The organism is Brevibacterium sp. NPDC056726 (assembly GCF_042790515.1).
Taxonomy (GTDB): domain Bacteria; phylum Actinomycetota; class Actinomycetes; order Actinomycetales; family Brevibacteriaceae; genus Brevibacterium; species Brevibacterium sanguinis.
Window position 1 is genome coordinate 409,739 of sequence record NZ_JBHTYZ010000004.1, and the last position, 15,014, is coordinate 424,752.

10 protein-coding genes are annotated in these 15,014 nt (G+C 69.0%); 4 read left to right on the plus strand and 6 right to left on the minus strand.

The features are described 5' to 3' along the window. Nucleotides 1–144: 144 nt before the first annotated feature. Nucleotides 145–1,254 (minus strand): ferrochelatase, encoded by a 1,110-nt coding sequence (locus tag ACFQ91_RS10805; protein WP_198498980.1) that lies wholly within the window; start codon nucleotides 1,252–1,254, stop codon nucleotides 145–147. Between the two features lie 191 nt (nucleotides 1,255–1,445). Here ACFQ91_RS10805 and sepH point away from each other — a divergent pair, with 191 nt between their 5' ends. Continuing rightward, nucleotides 1,446–2,582 (plus strand): septation protein SepH, encoded by a 1,137-nt coding sequence (sepH, locus tag ACFQ91_RS10810; protein ID WP_198498981.1) that lies wholly within the window; start codon nucleotides 1,446–1,448, stop codon nucleotides 2,580–2,582. On the opposite strand, the gene cydC is transcribed toward sepH, so the two are convergent. Genes cydC through ACFQ91_RS10825 form a run of 3 tightly spaced genes read right to left on the minus strand, consistent with a single transcriptional unit; the run spans nucleotide 2,557 to nucleotide 8,566 of the window. Continuing rightward, a complete protein-coding gene (gene cydC / locus ACFQ91_RS10815) occupies nucleotides 2,557–5,961 on the minus strand; it encodes a thiol reductant ABC exporter subunit CydC (protein ID WP_198498982.1) in 3,405 nt (1,134 codons plus the stop codon). The genes sepH and cydC overlap by 26 nt on opposite strands. Further along, nucleotides 5,958–6,980 (minus strand): cytochrome d ubiquinol oxidase subunit II, encoded by a 1,023-nt coding sequence (cydB, locus tag ACFQ91_RS10820; protein WP_198498983.1) that lies wholly within the window; start codon nucleotides 6,978–6,980, stop codon nucleotides 5,958–5,960. Before cydB ends, cydC begins: the two co-directional genes overlap by 4 nt. A 14-nt stretch (nucleotides 6,981–6,994) precedes the next feature. Further along, complete coding sequence (locus ACFQ91_RS10825; protein ID WP_376872212.1) at nucleotides 6,995–8,566, minus strand: cytochrome ubiquinol oxidase subunit I; 1,572 nt, start codon at nucleotides 8,564–8,566, stop codon at nucleotides 6,995–6,997. A gap of 271 nt (nucleotides 8,567–8,837) precedes the next feature. Here ACFQ91_RS10825 and ACFQ91_RS10830 point away from each other — a divergent pair, with 271 nt between their 5' ends. Further along, nucleotides 8,838–9,200 (plus strand): BlaI/MecI/CopY family transcriptional regulator, encoded by a 363-nt coding sequence (locus ACFQ91_RS10830; RefSeq protein WP_198498984.1) that lies wholly within the window; start codon nucleotides 8,838–8,840, stop codon nucleotides 9,198–9,200. Nucleotides 9,201–9,219: 19 nt separating this feature from the next. Continuing rightward, nucleotides 9,220–10,113, plus strand: coding sequence for a M56 family metallopeptidase (locus ACFQ91_RS10835; protein WP_198498985.1), 894 nt, complete (start codon nucleotides 9,220–9,222; stop codon nucleotides 10,111–10,113). A 117-nt stretch (nucleotides 10,114–10,230) separates the two neighbouring features. On the opposite strand, the gene ACFQ91_RS10840 is transcribed toward ACFQ91_RS10835, so the two are convergent. After that, nucleotides 10,231–12,342 carry a type IIA DNA topoisomerase subunit B gene (locus ACFQ91_RS10840; RefSeq protein ID WP_198498986.1) on the minus strand — a complete coding sequence of 704 codons (2,112 nt, stop codon included), beginning with the start codon at nucleotides 12,340–12,342 and terminating at the stop codon, nucleotides 10,231–10,233. A 97-nt stretch (nucleotides 12,343–12,439) separates the two neighbouring features. Between ACFQ91_RS10840 and ACFQ91_RS10845 the strand changes: the two genes are divergently transcribed. Further along, nucleotides 12,440–13,276: an N-acetylmuramoyl-L-alanine amidase gene (locus tag ACFQ91_RS10845; RefSeq protein ID WP_198498987.1), complete on the plus strand. Its 837-nt coding sequence runs from the start codon at nucleotides 12,440–12,442 to the stop codon at nucleotides 13,274–13,276. Between the two features lie 88 nt (nucleotides 13,277–13,364). Here ACFQ91_RS10845 and ACFQ91_RS10850 read toward each other — a convergent pair whose 3' ends face one another. Next, nucleotides 13,365–14,912, minus strand: coding sequence for an RNA polymerase sigma factor (locus ACFQ91_RS10850; protein ID WP_344250651.1), 1,548 nt, complete (start codon nucleotides 14,910–14,912; stop codon nucleotides 13,365–13,367). Nucleotides 14,913–15,014: the final 102 nt, after the last annotated feature.

Here is a 15,014-nt window from a genome sequence, read left to right on the forward strand (position 1 = left end):
CCAGCCGGCACCCCCCCAACCCCACACAAGCGGCCCCCCGCCCCCCCGCCCCCACCCACCCACCCCACCCACACACCGCGGGCCCCCCTCCCGAAGCGCTTCGGGAGGGGCCGCGTCCGTGTGTGCAGGGCTGCTGCGCCGGGCTTACACCGAGGGCCAGTTCGGCAGGGTCGGGCGCTCGACCCGGCCCCGGCAGCAGTCGATGCTGCACGCCCCGCTGCCGGGGGTCAGCGCGCGTGTGCCGGGGATCGCCGGCGTCTCCGGGGTCTGCCCGGACAGCTGTGCGAGGCGCTCCTCGACGAGGTCGACGAGGCCTGCGACGAACGTCGGGTGCGTGCCGACGGTGGCCACCCGGGTGAACGCGAGGCCGAGCTCCTCCGCCGTCTCCTTCGCCTCGGTGTCGAGGTCGAAGGCAACCTCCATGTGGTCGGAGATGAAGCCGATCGGGGCGAGGACGACACCGGTGACGCCCTCGGCGGCGAGCTCTTCCATGCGGTCGTTGACGTCGGGTTCGAGCCACGGCACGTGCGGTGCACCCGAGCGGGAGCAGTAGACGAGCTCCGCGGGCAGCCGGTCCGCCTCGGTGAGGCCGCCGAGGAGGAACTCCATGAGCTCCTCATGCTGGGCCTGGTAGCCCACGGTCGCCACCGCCGAGGCCTCCTGCATGACGTCGGGGATCGAATGCGTGACGAAGAGGATCCGGTGACGGGCCGGGTCGAGGGCGCCGACCTGGGCCCGGAAGTCGTCGAGCCCCTCGCGCAGCAGCGTCGCGCACGCCTCGGCGTAGCCGGGATGGTTGAAGAACTGGCGGACCTTGTCGAAGCTCACCTCGATGCCCTCGTCGGCGAGTCCTGCGACCGTGCCGGCGAAGTCCTCACGGTACTGCCGGCACGAGGAGTAGGAGGAGTACGCCGAGGTGTCGATCGCGAGGAAGCGGGAGCGTCCGGCCGCCGCCTCGGTGCGGGCGACATCGGTGAGGTAGGGCTCCCAGTTGCGGTTGCCCCACACGAGCGGGAGGTCGAGGCCGCGCCGCTCGAGCTCGGCGCGCAGGGCCGCCAGCAGCGCCTTGTTCTGGTCGTTGATCGGGGACTTGCCGCCGAATCCGTAGTAGTGCTCCCCGACCTCCTCGAGGCGCTCGTCGGGGATGCCGCGCCCCGCAGTGACGTTCTTGAGGAACGGAACGACCTCCTCGGGCGATTCCGGTCCGCCGAAGGACATGAGGACAAGGGTGTCAATGGGGGCTGTCGTATTCACGTCAGAGATTTTACAGCGTGTAGAGATCGCTCGCCCGTTGTCCGCACCCTGAGCACGTTCGACTCACTTTCGCCGCCCACCGCTGCCCGCGCGTGCCCCGGCCTGCCGAATTCGCGACTCGCGAGCAAATCTGCGGGGCTGAGCGGTGCGGTCGTGACACGATTCTTCATGAGAAGCGATAAAGGAGCGAAATGCGTGAACTCATCTTGCACGGGGTCGATGCCGACGGCACTCATCTGCTCCTCGGCGATGACTCCGGGGCACAGTATCGACTGAAGCTCGACGAGTCCCTCTATGCGGCTGTGCGCAAGGACAGGGCCGTCGTGCGCTCCGACTCCCCCATCCGCCCGCGCGACATCCAGGCGATGATCCGCGGCGGGATGAGCGCCGAGGAGGTCATCGCGGCCACCGGCGCCGACCCCGACCAGGTGCGCACGTACGAGCGCCCGGCCCTGGCCGAACGCGCCCACATGGCGCACACCGCGAGCCGGCACCCCATCTATTCCGATCACGACCCCAACGGCGACCCGACCCCGCTCGTCGAACTCAGCCAGACCCGTCTGGCGATGCGCGACGTCGACATCGAGACGATGGACTGGGACGCGTGGAAGCAGCAGGACGGCAACTGGTACATCGAACTCAGCTTCATCGCCGCCGACCGCAAGCGCACCGCCGGGTGGAACTACTACCGCGGGTCGCTCACGGCCCTCGACGATGAGGCGAAGTGGCTCGCGGACTCCGGTCCCACGGACACCGGTCCGATCCCCGGCTACAGCTCGAGCCGTCGCACCACCGAGGAGATCGACACCCCTGACCCGCAGGCTTCGGCGCCGGAGCGGCCGGCCGAGCAGCCCGCGACGCTCGGCGATCACCAGGCCGAGACCGGGCGGATCCTCGAGAACCTCCGTCGTCGCCGTCGCGACGACGACGAACCCCGCGGTCGCCTCCGCGCCGTCACCGAGGACCCCGAGACCCACCCGCAGGGCGCGCACACCGCGCCCGGGCGTCCCGCCGATGCCACCGACGATGAGGTGTTCGCATTCGAGGACAGGATCGCCGAGGCGGCGAGCCGTCACAGCGCGGCGAAGGCCGGCGATCGCGGGCCCGCGCAGGCGGAGGCCTCATCCGATGCCGCTGACGAACCGCAGGAGCCGACTCAGGAGGTCGGCACGTTCGACGACGACAACCAGCTCTCCCTGCTCAACGAGCCCGGGGTGAGCGACGGGGTCGAGACGTCGAAGGACACCGAATCGAAGGCGAAGAAGAAGAGCAGCCGCGCCTCGGTCCCGAGCTGGGACGAGATCATGTTCGGATCGAAGCGGGACTGACGTCCGTTCCCAACCGCAGCACGCGGTCGCCTCCGTCGATGAGGCTCTCATCGTGGGTGACCATGATGACCGTGTGATCGGGGAGGTTGGCCCGCAGATCCGCGACGAGGCGGTGGGCCGTGGCCGCATCGAGGTGCGCGGTGGGTTCGTCGAGGACGATGACCTCGGCCCCGCTGAGCAGGGTGCGCGCGACGGCGAGGCGCTGTCTCTCCCCTCCTGAGATCTCCGTCCCGTGGTCCCCGACCCACCGGTCGAGGCCCTCGGGGCTCGCCCAGTGACCGAGTCCGGCGGCGGTGAGCGCGGCGAACATCTCCTCCTCGTCCGGCACATCCCGGCGCGCCAGGGCGAGGTTGCCGCGCACCGTCGACCGGAACACGTGCGCCTCCTGCGGGCACCACGCGATCCGACCGGCGAGCTCGTCGGGGTCGAGCGCGAGAACGTCGACGCGCTGCCCGTTCCGCTCCTGTGCGTCATAGCGCCCGCGCCACGGGGTGAGGAACCGCAGGAGGACGCTCACCGTCGTCGTCTTCCCGCTGCCGCTCTCCCCGCACACGACCGTCCACCTGTCCGCATCCGCAGCGAGGTCGAGGTCGTCGAGCACGGGCACGCCGTCCCAGCCGACGGTGACATCGGCGAGTTCGAGAGCGGTGAGCGCCGAGGCGGCCGCCGGGTCGTCGTCGGCCTCATCGTCGTCGTGGCGGGAGTCCGCGGTGACGGGCGGCAGGCGGTCGAGGGCGATCCCGAGGGCGGGCATCTGCCGCCACGCGGTGAGCGCCGAGGCCAGTGGGTCGACGAGACCGAAGGTGCTGAGGACGACGACGGCGAGGATCTCCGTGGGCGCCGGGGAGATGAGGGCGATGACGATCGCGGCGAGCACCGTCGTCACCTCGACCCACAGCTGTGCGGCGCCGAAGTTCCGCGCCGAGGCGCGCTGCGCGGCCTCGAGGTCGTCTTCGGCCGCGGTGAGCCGGCCGAGGACGGCGGCGTTCGCGCCGTTGGCGCTGAGGTCGGTCTTCGCCCCGAGCGCACGGGCGAGGAGGGAGAGGATCCGTGCCTGTCCTGCGCGGATCCGCCGCGCCCACGGCGCCTCGGCACGGACGAAGACGAGCGGGACGACGACGAGGTTGACGAGCGCGAGCGCGACGAGGACGGGCACCGACCCCGGATCGAGGATCGCGGTGGCGATGATGACGGCGACGATGACGAGGGCGGAGACGACTGGCGGGAAGAGGGTGCGCGGCACGAGGTCGCGGACCTCGTCGGCGTCGGCGACCATCGTCGTCAGCGCCGTGTCCGAGGTGAGCATCGTGCGGTCGCTCATGCCCGCGCGCTCGAAATGCGACCACAGCACCGAGCGCAGGCGCCCGAGCGCGGAGAAGATCGCCGAATGGAGGTTGAGTCGGCTGACGTAGAGGAAGATCGAGCGGCTGAGACCGAAGAAGCGCACCCCGACGATCGCGACGAGCAGCGTCATGATCGGCGGCCCGTACGAGGCCTCGACGATGAGCCACCCGGAGAGTGCGGTGAGCGAGATCGCCGCGAGGCTCGAGGCGCATGCGGTGAGGAGGGCGATGAGCATCGTCCACCGCATGAGCGGCAGCGCGGTGCGCAGCGTCGCCGCGCGCCGGCGCAGACTCCCGGGTGCGGGCACGTCGCCGGAGCCGCGTTCGGGAGACACGACCGCGGTGTCTCCGGAGCGGTCACCGACTGTTGGGGCACCAGCTGACACCGCGGCACCAGCTGAGGCCGGGGCCAGGTTCGGGGCCGCCACGGTCGCCGTCGTTCCCGCGGTCGTCGTGCCCGCGGTGTCATGCGAGTCGTCCGTCGCGGTGTCCGCAGTGCCCTCCTCGACCGGTGCGGTGGAGGCGGAGACCGGGGCCGCGGTGACGCGCGGGGTGATCGTGTCGGTCGCGAGCGCGAGCACCCGCGGGTCATGGCTGGCGAGGACGATGCGGGTCGCGGCGGCCGCCTCGGCGAGCATCGCGATGATCAACTCCGCATTGTCGTCGTCGAGGTGGGCCGTCGGCTCATCGAGGATGAGGAGGTCGGTGTCCCTGCCGCGCACCCGCACGAGGGCGAGACGGCGCAGCTGCCCGGGGCTGAGCGCGCCGGTGGGCAGGTCGAGGGTGGGCGGAAGGCCCGCGGTGAGCAGCGCGGCCTCGGCTGCGCCACCGGTGAGTCCGAAGGTCGCGAGCTCCTCGCCCAGGGTCGCCCCGAAGGTCCGCGGGGTCTGCGGCACGAGCGCGGCGCGGGCGGGTGCCAGCGTCGTCGTCGCCCCGGCCGCGAGGCTGCCCGAGAGCGCCGCGAGGATCGTCGACTTCCCCGCTCCGGAGGGGCCGAGGACCGCGGTGATGCCCGGGGTCGTCGGGATGGAGCCGTCCCAGGCGACGGTGGTTCCGTCGGCGTAGGTCACGGCGTGGTCCGCGTGCGCAGCCGCCGAGGCGGGACCGGCTTCCTCGTCGTCACCTGCGGCGAGGAGGGCCTGGGCCCGATCGTAGGACTCACGGCCGTTCTCACTGGCGTGGAACCCGGCGCCGAGGGCGCGCAGCGGCATGAAGCACTCGGGAGCGAGCAGCAGCGCGAGCAGTCCGTCGCTCAGGTCCATCGTGCCGTAGACGAGGCGGACGCCGATGACGACGGCGACGAGCGCCACGGAGATCGTCGCGATGAGTTCGAGGGCGAGGCTCGAGAGGAACGCGATGCGCAGCGTCGCGAGATTCGCCTGGTGGTAGTCGGTGCTCAGCCTGCGCAGGGTGCGGGCGTGCTCCCGGGACCGGCCGAGCCCGATGAGGACCGGCAGACCCTCGGCGAGTTCGGCGAGGTGGTCGGACATCCGCTCGAGCGCACGGGTGCTCTCTGCCGTCGTCTCCTCGGTGTAGCGGCCGATGAGGACCATGAACAGCGGCACGAGCGGCAGGCACGCGATGATGATGACCGCCGAGAGGAGGTCGGCGAAGAGGATCCGCACGAGGAGCACCGCGGGCACGACCGCGGCCTGGGTGAGTGCGGGCACGACCGTCGTGAAGTAGTCGTCGAGGTCATCGACCCCGCGCGTCACCGTCACCGCGGCCTTGGCCCGGGGCATCCCCCGCCTGCCCAGCAGCGTGGAGAGGATGCGGGCGCGCAGTCCGCGCTTCGCCTCGGCGGCCAGCCCGGTGCCGAGGCTGTGGTCGGCCCACAGGCTCGCCCCGCGCAGTCCGGCGCCGAGGAGCCCGAGGACGATCCACAGCGGGAGCGATCCGAGGTCGAGGATCGTGCGCACGAGCGCCTCGGCGATGAAGACGATGCCGACGGCCCGCGCTGCCGCGCTCGTCACGGAGAGGACGAGGCCCCTCCTGCCGGCGGGCAGCGACAGGAGGATCCCCAGTGGCGAGCTCACGAGCGGATCGCCGCCGGCACCTTGTGGGCGTCGGGGATGTGCGACTCGGTGAGGCGGTTGAGGTACTGCCGGTAGCTGAAGATCTGGTAGCCGAGCACGATCGGGAAGAAGATCGCGGTGACGACGAGCATGACGCCGAGCGTGTAGTCCGACGACGATGCGGTGGCGATCGTCAGCGAGAACGCCGGGTCGAGCGTCGAGGGCAGGACGTTCGGGAACACGCCGGCGAAGACCGCGCCCATCCCGGCGAGGAGGAAGACGCCGTGGAGGAAGAACGCCTTCTTCTCCGCCCCGGCCCGCAGCGCGACGAACGAGGCGATGAGCGCGATGAGGGCGATCGCGACCGGCACGATCAGCCATGCGCTGTGGCGGATCGAGAGGGCGAACCAGATGAGGAAGGGAATCGCGAACGGCAGGGTCGTCGCCAGTGCCCAGCGGCGGGCCTTGGCCCGCAGCTCGCCTTCGGTCTTGAGGCAGAGGAACATCAGACCGTGGACGAAGCTGAAGCCGACACCGCCGAGTCCGCCGAGGAGGGCGGGCCAGCCGAGCCACGCGAAGGGACCGCCGACCATGTCGCCGTTCTCGTTGAGCGGCAGACCCGTCGTCGTGATGACGAGGAGGGCGCCGATGAGGAACGCGACGACGGTCGAGCCGATGGCCATCGCCCAGGTCCAGAACGTCAGCCAGCGCTGCGTGTGGCCCTTGCCGCGGTACTCGATGGCCACGGCGCGGAAGATCAGCCCGAGCAGGCACAGGGTGAGCGGGATGTAGAGGGCGCTGAACAGGGAGGCGTACCAGTGCGGGAACGCCGCGAACATCGCGCCGGCCGCCGTGATCAGCCACACCTCGTTGCCGTCCCAGACGGGTCCGATCGAGTTGAGCAGGACGCGCTTGCCGCGCTCGTCCTTCGTGAAGATCGGCATGAGCATGCCGACTCCGAGGTCGAACCCGTCGAGGAACAGGTAGCCGATCCACAGGACGGCGATGAGGACGAACCAGATCGTTGCCAGGATTTCCATCTGTCTTCTCCTCCTCAGTACGCGAACGACAGAACGTCGTCGTCGTTGCCGGTGATCGTGGGCTTCTTGTTGGACTCGGCGAGTTCGGGCATCGCCGAGGCGACCCCTCCTCTGGTGTATTTGATGATGAGTTTGAGTTCGACGACCATCAGCCCGCCGTAGACGAGGGTGAGGCTGATGAGGGAGAACAGCAGCATCGCCGGGGTCAGCTGCGGTGAGAGCGCGGCCTGGGTGAACATGTAGACGCCGTCGAGCTGTGCCGGGTTGGGGGCGACGACGAAGGGCTGGCGACCCATCTCGGTGAAGATCCACCCGGCCGAGTTCGCGATGAACGGTGCGGTGATCGCCAGAAGCGCACCGCGCATCATCCAGGGCGAGGCCGGCACCGTGCCCTTGCGCGTCAGCCACAGGGCCAGCGCGCAGACTCCGACCGCGACGAAGCCGAAGCCGATCATCGCGCGGAAGCCCCAGTAGGTGACGATCATGATGGGCTGGTAGTTGATCGGCTCACCGGCGTGCTCGCCGTAGCGCGGGTCGTCGGGCAGGTTCGTCCCGTACCGCTCCTGGTACTCCGGCAGCAGGGTGTTGACGCCGTGGACCGGGGTGGTGAAGTCGCCGTTGGCGAGGAACGAGAGCAGGCCGGGGACCTCGAGCACGGACTGGACGTCGGAGCAGTTGTTCGACTGCAGGTCGCCGACGGTGAGCACGGAGAACTCCGTGCCGTCGTGGCAGGCGCCCTCGGCCGAGGCCATCTTCATCGGCTGCTGCTCGAACATCAGCTTCGCCTGGATGTCACCGGTGATCGAGACGCCGGCGAAGGCGATGATGCCGGAGATCGCGCCGATGCGCAGGCACTTGATCCACACGCGGTAGTCGATCGCGTCGCGACCGGGCACATCGGGGGCGCTGCCGACGATGACCTTGCCGTCCTTGCCGACGGTGTCGATGCCGTCCTTGCGGCGCCGGTAGAGGTGGTACCACGAGATGCCGACGAGGAAGCTGCCGCCGACGGCGACAGCGCCGAAGAGCGTGTGGGTGTAGGCGGCGATGGCCGTGTTGTTGCCGAGCACCGCCCAGACGTCGGTCATCACCGGTCGGCCGTCGACGAGTTCGACGCCGACGGGGTGCTGCATCCACGAGTTCGCGACGATGATGAAGAACGCGGAGATCCACGAGCCGATGACGGCACACCACAGCACGGTGAGGTGGACGGGCCGGCTGAGCCTGCCCCAGCCGAAGATCCACAGACCGAGGAACGTCGATTCGAGGAAGAACGCGATGAGCGCCTCCATCGCCAGCGGTGCGCCGAAGACGTCGCCGACGAAGCGGGAGTACTCGCTCCATGCCATGCCGAACTGGAACTCCTGGACGAGACCGGTGGCCACGCCCATGATGAAGTTGATGAGGTAGAGCTTGCCGAAGAACTTCGTGGCCCGCAGGTAGACCTCGTTGTCGGTGCGGTGGTACATCGTCTGGAGGATCGCGACGAGCATGCCGAGCCCGAGCGTGAGGGGAACCATCCAGAAGTGATAGACGGTGGTGATGCCGAACTGCCAGCGTCCGATGAGCACCGGATCCAGTTCCATGGGCTTCTCCGTTCTAGTCGTCGAGGGGAAACTTTCTACAACACGTAGAATTCTACGCCTGGTAGAACTCTGAAAGCCACTGTCTCACATTCCAGCCCGGACCATCCCGGCATCCGTGTCCGCGCTGGTCAGCACCCGCAGACCGGAGATCAGGCGAGACTGACGCAGAGGCGCGTCTCACATGGAATTCGACACCATGTAGAGGTAGAATGGAGGCTCCAGCCGGACCAGCGCCGCAGGCGGCGCGGTCACTACCGAGGACAAGGACATCGTGGGAACTCTGGGCGAACTCGAACGCAGCGTCATGGACGCCATCTGGGCGCACGACGACGGCCTCAGCGCCGCTGAGCTGCGTGACGCCCTCGCCGACCGCGACCTCGCCCTCACCACGGTTCACACCGTGCTCACGCGTCTGGAGAAGAAGGGCTTCGTCACCCGCGATCGGAGCATCCGCCCCCATCGCTACCTCGCAGTCTCGACCCGTGAGGACCACGTCGCCGAGCTGATGACCGAGGTGCTCTCGCAGGCCCCGGATCGTCAGGCCGTCCTCGCCCGCTTCCTCGGCACCGTGTCGGAAGCCGACGAGAAGACCCTGCGCAGCCTTCTGGGGCGCAACCACTCGACGCGCTCCTGACGGCGGGCCGAGTACCACCATGAGCATCGTCGGGTGTCTCCTGGGAGTGTTGGCGTTCCTCCTCGCCTGGCCGGTTCCCGCACTGCTGCGCCGCTTCCGCAGCGACCCGATCTCCGAAGTCATCCTCTGGCAGGCCGTCGGACTCTCTGGTGGACTCTCGCTCATCGGCGCTGCCTTGGCCTTCGCCGTCGACCCCGGGGCACCGAATCTTCCCATCGGACTGTGGGATCTCATCCGCGGCGAATCGCACGCACGGCTGTCCGTCCTCGCGTGGGTCTTCCTCGTCATCGCGCTGGTGCTCATCGGGCGCCTCCTCGGCTGCCTCGCGCTGACGTTCTATTCAGCGCGGAGAACTCGACTTCGCCATGCCGAGATCTTACACCTGCTCAGCGAGCCGTCGCAGAATTATCCCGACACCCGCATCATCTCCTCGAACGAGCCCGTCGCCTACTGTCTGCCCGAGGGGCCGCGCAAGGGCACGGCGGTGCTGTCGACAGGCCTCCTTGAGGTTCTCAGCGAGGCCGAGCGCACCGCGGTCATCGCGCATGAGAAGGCCCATCTCGACTTCCGCCACGACATCCTCGTCATCCCGTTCGCGGCGTGGCATCGGGCGCTGCCGTTCTTCTCGGCCACCGCGATCGGGCTCAACTCCGTCAATCGCCTCATCGAGTTCATGGCCGACGACCAGGCTCGTCAGACCGTCGACCCGGCGGTGCTCGCGCGCGCCGTCGCTGCCGCCGCGGCGATCAGTCCCGAGCATCGGGAGGGTCTGAGCGCCGAGCGCATCGCACGCCTGTCCCAGGCGCGCCATCCCGCGCGCACGATGGTGCGCCTGTGCGCCTGCCTCGTCGCCGCGGGCCTCCTCCTCATCCCGACGGTGCTCCTCTTCGTGCCCGTCGCTCCCCTGCACTGATCCGCGGGAGCTGCGCTGAGCACCGCGCCCGGCACCGCTTCCCGCCGGGCACCGCGTCGCGCGCGGTCACAGCACTGCTGTCCCCCGTGCCGAGGTGGCCCCGGCGCGGGTTGGTCCTCAGCTGTCGATGCGCTCGGCGTCGAGCACGGCGGCGCCGGAGACGATGAACTCCTTGCGCGGGCCCACCGAGGAGCCCATGAGGAGTTCGAAGGTCCGCTCCGCCGCCTCGGCGTCGGCCATCGTCACCCGCCGCAGGGTGCGGTCGGCGGGATCCATCGTCGTCTCCGCGAGCTGATCGGCGTCCATCTCCCCGAGGCCCTTGTAGCGCTGGATCGGCTCCTTGTACGTCTTCTTCGACTTGTCGAGCTTCTTCAGCAGCGCGTGGAGTTCGGCCTCGGAGTACGTGTAGACGATCTCGTTCGGGGTGCCGCGCTTCGTCACGACCTCGACGCGGTGGAGCGGCGGCACGGCGGCGAAGACCCGGCCCTCCTCGACGAGCGGCTTCATGTAGCGGAAGAAGAGCGTGAGCAGCAGCGTGCGGATGTGCGCGCCGTCGACGTCGGCGTCGGTCATGATGATGACCTTGCCGTAGCGGGCCGCCTCGAGGTCGAAGCTGCGGCCGGAGCCGGCCCCGATGACCTGGATGAGGGCGGCGCATTCGACGTTGGCGAGCATGTCGGCCAGCGAGGCCTTCTGGACGTTGAGGATCTTGCCGCGGATCGGGAAGAGCGCCTGGTGGTCGGAGTTGCGCGCCGACTTCGCCGTGCCCATCGCCGAATCGCCCTCGACGATGAAGAGCTCGGTGTTCGCGACGCCGCTGTCACGGCAGTCGTAGAGCTTCGCCGGCAGCGAGGAGGCCTCGAGCGCGGTCTTGCGGCGCTGGTTCTCCTTGTGGGTGCGCGCCGAGATCCGCGACTTCAGCTCCGCGACGACCTTCTCCATGAGGACCGCGGCCTGCTGCTTCTCCGCGCGCTTCGTCGACGAGAGGATGCCGCCGAGCTGGGCTTCGACGGTCTTCGCGACGATCTGGCGGACCGCGGCGGTGCCGAGGACCTCCTTCGTCTGCCCCTCGAACTGCGGTTCGGCGAGCTGGACGGTGACGACGGCGGTGAGACCGGCGAGCACATCGTCCTTCTCGAGGCGGTCCTTGCCGAGCTTGAGCTTGCGGGAGTTCGCCTCCACGGCCTTGCGCATCGCCTTGAGCGTCGCCTGTTCGAAACCGGCGAGGTGGGTGCCGCCGTGCGGGGTGGCGACGACGTTGACGAAGCTCTTGATCTTCGTGTCGTAGCCGGTGCCCCAGCGCAGGGCGACATCGACGCCGACCTCGCGTTCGACCTCCTTCGACACGAGATGTCCCGAGGAGTCGAGGACGGGCACGGTCTCCTTGAACGATCCCGTGCTCTGCATCCGCCATGTGTCGGTGATCGGCGGATCGATCGAGAGGTGGTCGACGAACTCGGTGATGCCGCCGTCGAAGCGGAAGTCCTCGACGCGTTCGGCGATGACGGCGCCGGTCTCGTCACGGGCGACGCCGCGGCGGTCGACGATGGTGAGTTCGAGGCCGGGGACGAGGAACGCCGTCTGGCGGGCGCGTTCGACGAGGTGCTGGTAGTCGAACTGGGCGCTGCCGAGGAAGATCTGCGGGTCGGCCCAGTAGTGGACCTTCGTGCCGGTGACTCCCCGCTTGGCCTTGCCGACGATCTCGAGGCCGGTGGCCTCGTGGAACTCCTCGAACGGGTTGTCCGGGCTCGGCGCCTTCCCCTTGTCGTCGAAGCGACCGGGCACCCCGCGCCGGAACGACATCTTGTGGATCTTCGAGCCGCGGGTGACCTCGACGTCGAGGCGTGAGGACAGCGCGTTGACGACGGAGGCGCCGACCCCGTGGAGTCCGCCGGAGGCGGCATACGACGAGCCGCCGAACTTGCCGCCGGCGTGGAGCTTCGTCATGACGACCTCGACACCGGTCAGACCGGTCTTCGGTTCGATGTCGACGGGGATGCCGCGACCGTGGTCGGTCACGGCCACGGAGCCGTCGGCCTCGAGTTCGATGAGGATCGAGGAGCCGAACCCGCCGAGCGCCTCGTCGACGGCGTTGTCGATGATCTCCCACAGACAGTGCATGAGCCCGCGCGAGTCGGTCGTTCCGATGTACATGCCCGGACGCTTGCGCACCGCCTCGAGCCCTGAGAGCACGGACAGATGCCGTGCGCCGTAGCTTTCCTCTTCCACACTCTTCCTCTCGTTCGATTGAATTCTAATCGCCGTGGTCCCCCGTGCCCGGGTGCGGGGTCGCCGTGTCGGGCAGGTTTGCTGGAACAATGGCCCCATGACCCGCCCACGTCTCCCTTTGCGCGCCGCAGCCCTGCCCGCAGCCGCCGTGCTCGGCGCCGTGCTGCTCGGCGCCTGCGCCGCCCCCGACCCCGCGCCGAGCCAGCGGTCGACGACGGTCGCCGCCGAGCCGCTGCCGCCGGGGTCGTCCGGAAGTGCACCGCCCACCTCGGCGCGGGTCGTCGATGAGGACCTCACGGGAACGACGATCGCCATCGACCCCGGTCACAACGGCGGCAACGCGAAGGATCCCGCCGCGATCGCGAGCCCTGTGCCCGACGGACGGGGCGGGGAGAAGGCGTGCAACACGACGGGCACCGCGACCGACTCCGACTACTCCGAAGCGGAGTTCGCGTGGGAGGTCAGCGGACTGCTCACCGCTGATCTCGAGGCCGCCGGCGCCGAGGTGGTCCTCAGTCGCGACGACAACGACGGAGTCGGGCCGTGCGTCGACGAGCGCGGCACGTTCGCCGCCGACGCCGATGCGCTGGTGAGCATCCACGCCAACGGCAGCGAGTCGACGTCGGCGAAGGGCTTCCACGTCATCGTCGCCGACCCCGGGACGACACCGGAGCTCGAGACCGCGTCGACGGAGCTCGCCGAGGCGATCAGCGCGGCGCTGGCCGGGCCGTTCACCCCGAACCCCGCGTACGGGAAGGAGGCGATCAGCCCACGACCGGATCTGGCGGGACTCAACAACGCCTCGGTGCCGGCCGTCATCGTCGAATGCGGGGAGATGCGCAATCCCGAGGAGGCGAAGGCGATGGAATCCGCGGACGGTCGGAAGGAGTACGCCGAGGCGATCGCCCGCGGGGTCGCCGACTGGCTGGGCTGAGCCCTCCCGCACGGATCGCAGCGCAGACGACAGCGACGCCGGGTCCGCGGTCGGATGACCACGGGCCCGGCGTCGTCGGTGAGGCGTCTCAGTCGAGGTAGTCGCGCAGCACCTGCGAGCGCGAGGGGTGGCGCAGCTTCGCCATCGTCTTCGACTCGATCTGGCGGATCCGCTCACGGGTGACGCCGTAGACCTTGCCGATCTCGTCGAGGGTCTTCGGCTGTCCGTCGTTGAGCCCGAAGCGCATCGAGACGACACCGGCTTCGCGCTCGGACAGGGTGTCGAGCACCGAGTGCAGCTGCTCCTGGAGCAGGGTGAAGCTCACCGAGTCCGAGGGCACGACCGCTTCGGAGTCCTCGATGAGGTCGCCGAACTCGGAGTCTCCGTCCTCGCCGAGCGGGGTGTGCAGGGAGATCGGCTCACGGCCGTACTTCTGCACCTCGACGACGCGTTCGGGCGTCATGTCGAGTTCCTTCGCGAGCTCTTCGGGGCTCGGCTCCCGGCCGAGGTCCTGGAGCATCTGGCGCTGGACGCGGGCGAGCTTGTTGATGACCTCGACCATGTGGACGGGGATGCGGATCGTGCGCGCCTGGTCGGCCATGGCGCGGGTGATGGCCTGACGGATCCACCACGTCGCGTAGGTCGAGAACTTGAAGCCCTTCGTGTAGTCGAACTTCTCGACGGCACGGATGAGGCCGAGGTTGCCCTCCTGGATGAGATCGAGGAAGAGCATGCCGCGACCCGTGTAGCGCTTGGCGAGCGAGACGACGAGGCGGAGGTTCGCCTCGAGGAGGTGGTTCTTCGCGATCCGCCCGTCGTGGATGATCCACTTGTAGTCCATCGTCAGCCGCGGGTCGGTCACCTCGCCCTCGTCGAGGAGGTGCTCGGCGTACATGCCGGCTTCGATGCGCTTGGCGAGGTCGACCTCCTCGGCGGCGTTGAGGAGCGCCACCTTGCCGATCTGCTTGAGGTAGTCCTTGACCGGGTCGGCCGTGGCACCGGCGGAGACGACCTGCTGCGCGGGTGCGTCGTCCTCGTCGGCGTCGGAGACGATGAAGCCGCCGGCCTCGGTGACCGCGGCGTTCTTCTCCTTCTCCTCGGAGTTCTTCGTCTCGGTCGCCTCGGAGGGGCTGAGCTCGGTGGCGAGCGCGTCCGCGGTCGGTTCGACGTCCTCGGTCGAGTCGACGTCGGAGTCGGACTTCTTCTTCGTGCTCGCCGGCGCGTCGTCGGCTTCGGCGGACTTCTTCGTCGTCTTCTTCGCAGCGGTCTTCTTCGCCGCCGTGGTCGTCTTCGCGGCTGCGGTGGTCTTCTTCGCCGTCGTCTTCTTCGCGGGAGTCTTCTTCTCGGTGGTCTCCGAGGTTTCCTGGGTCTCCGCGGCCTCGGCCGTCTCTGCCGCCTTGCTCTTCGCCGCGGTGGTCCTCTTCGCCGTCGTCTTCTTCGCGGCAGTCGTCTTCTTCGCCGCGGTCGTCTTGGCACGCGAGGTCGACGACGTCTTCGTCTTCGTTCCCTTCGCCGCTGTGGTCGTCGATCCACCCGACGAAGTGGCCTCCGACTCCTCAGTCACTGTTTTCCTGTCGACTGTCGGCACGTGTTCACCTTTCGCGAGCGCTGATACTTCCCAGTTGCACCAGGACATTACTAAGACCCTTGTCAAGGGGGCGCAAGGGTCGTGTGCCCAAGGGCGAGCGCACAGCTCTCCCAATATGCAATGACAGGGTCAACGCACAAGTCTGGCACG

Excerpts from the sequence above, each read along its gene's own strand:
- sepH (WP_198498981.1), top strand. The coding sequence starts at position 1,446 with ATGCGTGAACTCATCTTGCACGGGGTCGATGCCGACGGCACTCATCTG.
- cydB (WP_198498983.1), bottom strand. The coding sequence starts at position 6,980 with ATGGAAATCCTGGCAACGATCTGGTTCGTCCTCATCGCCGTCCTGTGG.
- ACFQ91_RS10825 (WP_376872212.1), bottom strand. The coding sequence starts at position 8,566 with ATGGAACTGGATCCGGTGCTCATCGGACGCTGGCAGTTCGGCATCACC.
- ACFQ91_RS10835 (WP_198498985.1), top strand. The coding sequence starts at position 9,220 with ATGAGCATCGTCGGGTGTCTCCTGGGAGTGTTGGCGTTCCTCCTCGCC.
- ACFQ91_RS10845 (WP_198498987.1), top strand. The coding sequence starts at position 12,440 with ATGACCCGCCCACGTCTCCCTTTGCGCGCCGCAGCCCTGCCCGCAGCC.
- ACFQ91_RS10850 (WP_344250651.1), bottom strand. The coding sequence starts at position 14,912 with ATGTCCTGGTGCAACTGGGAAGTATCAGCGCTCGCGAAAGGTGAACAC.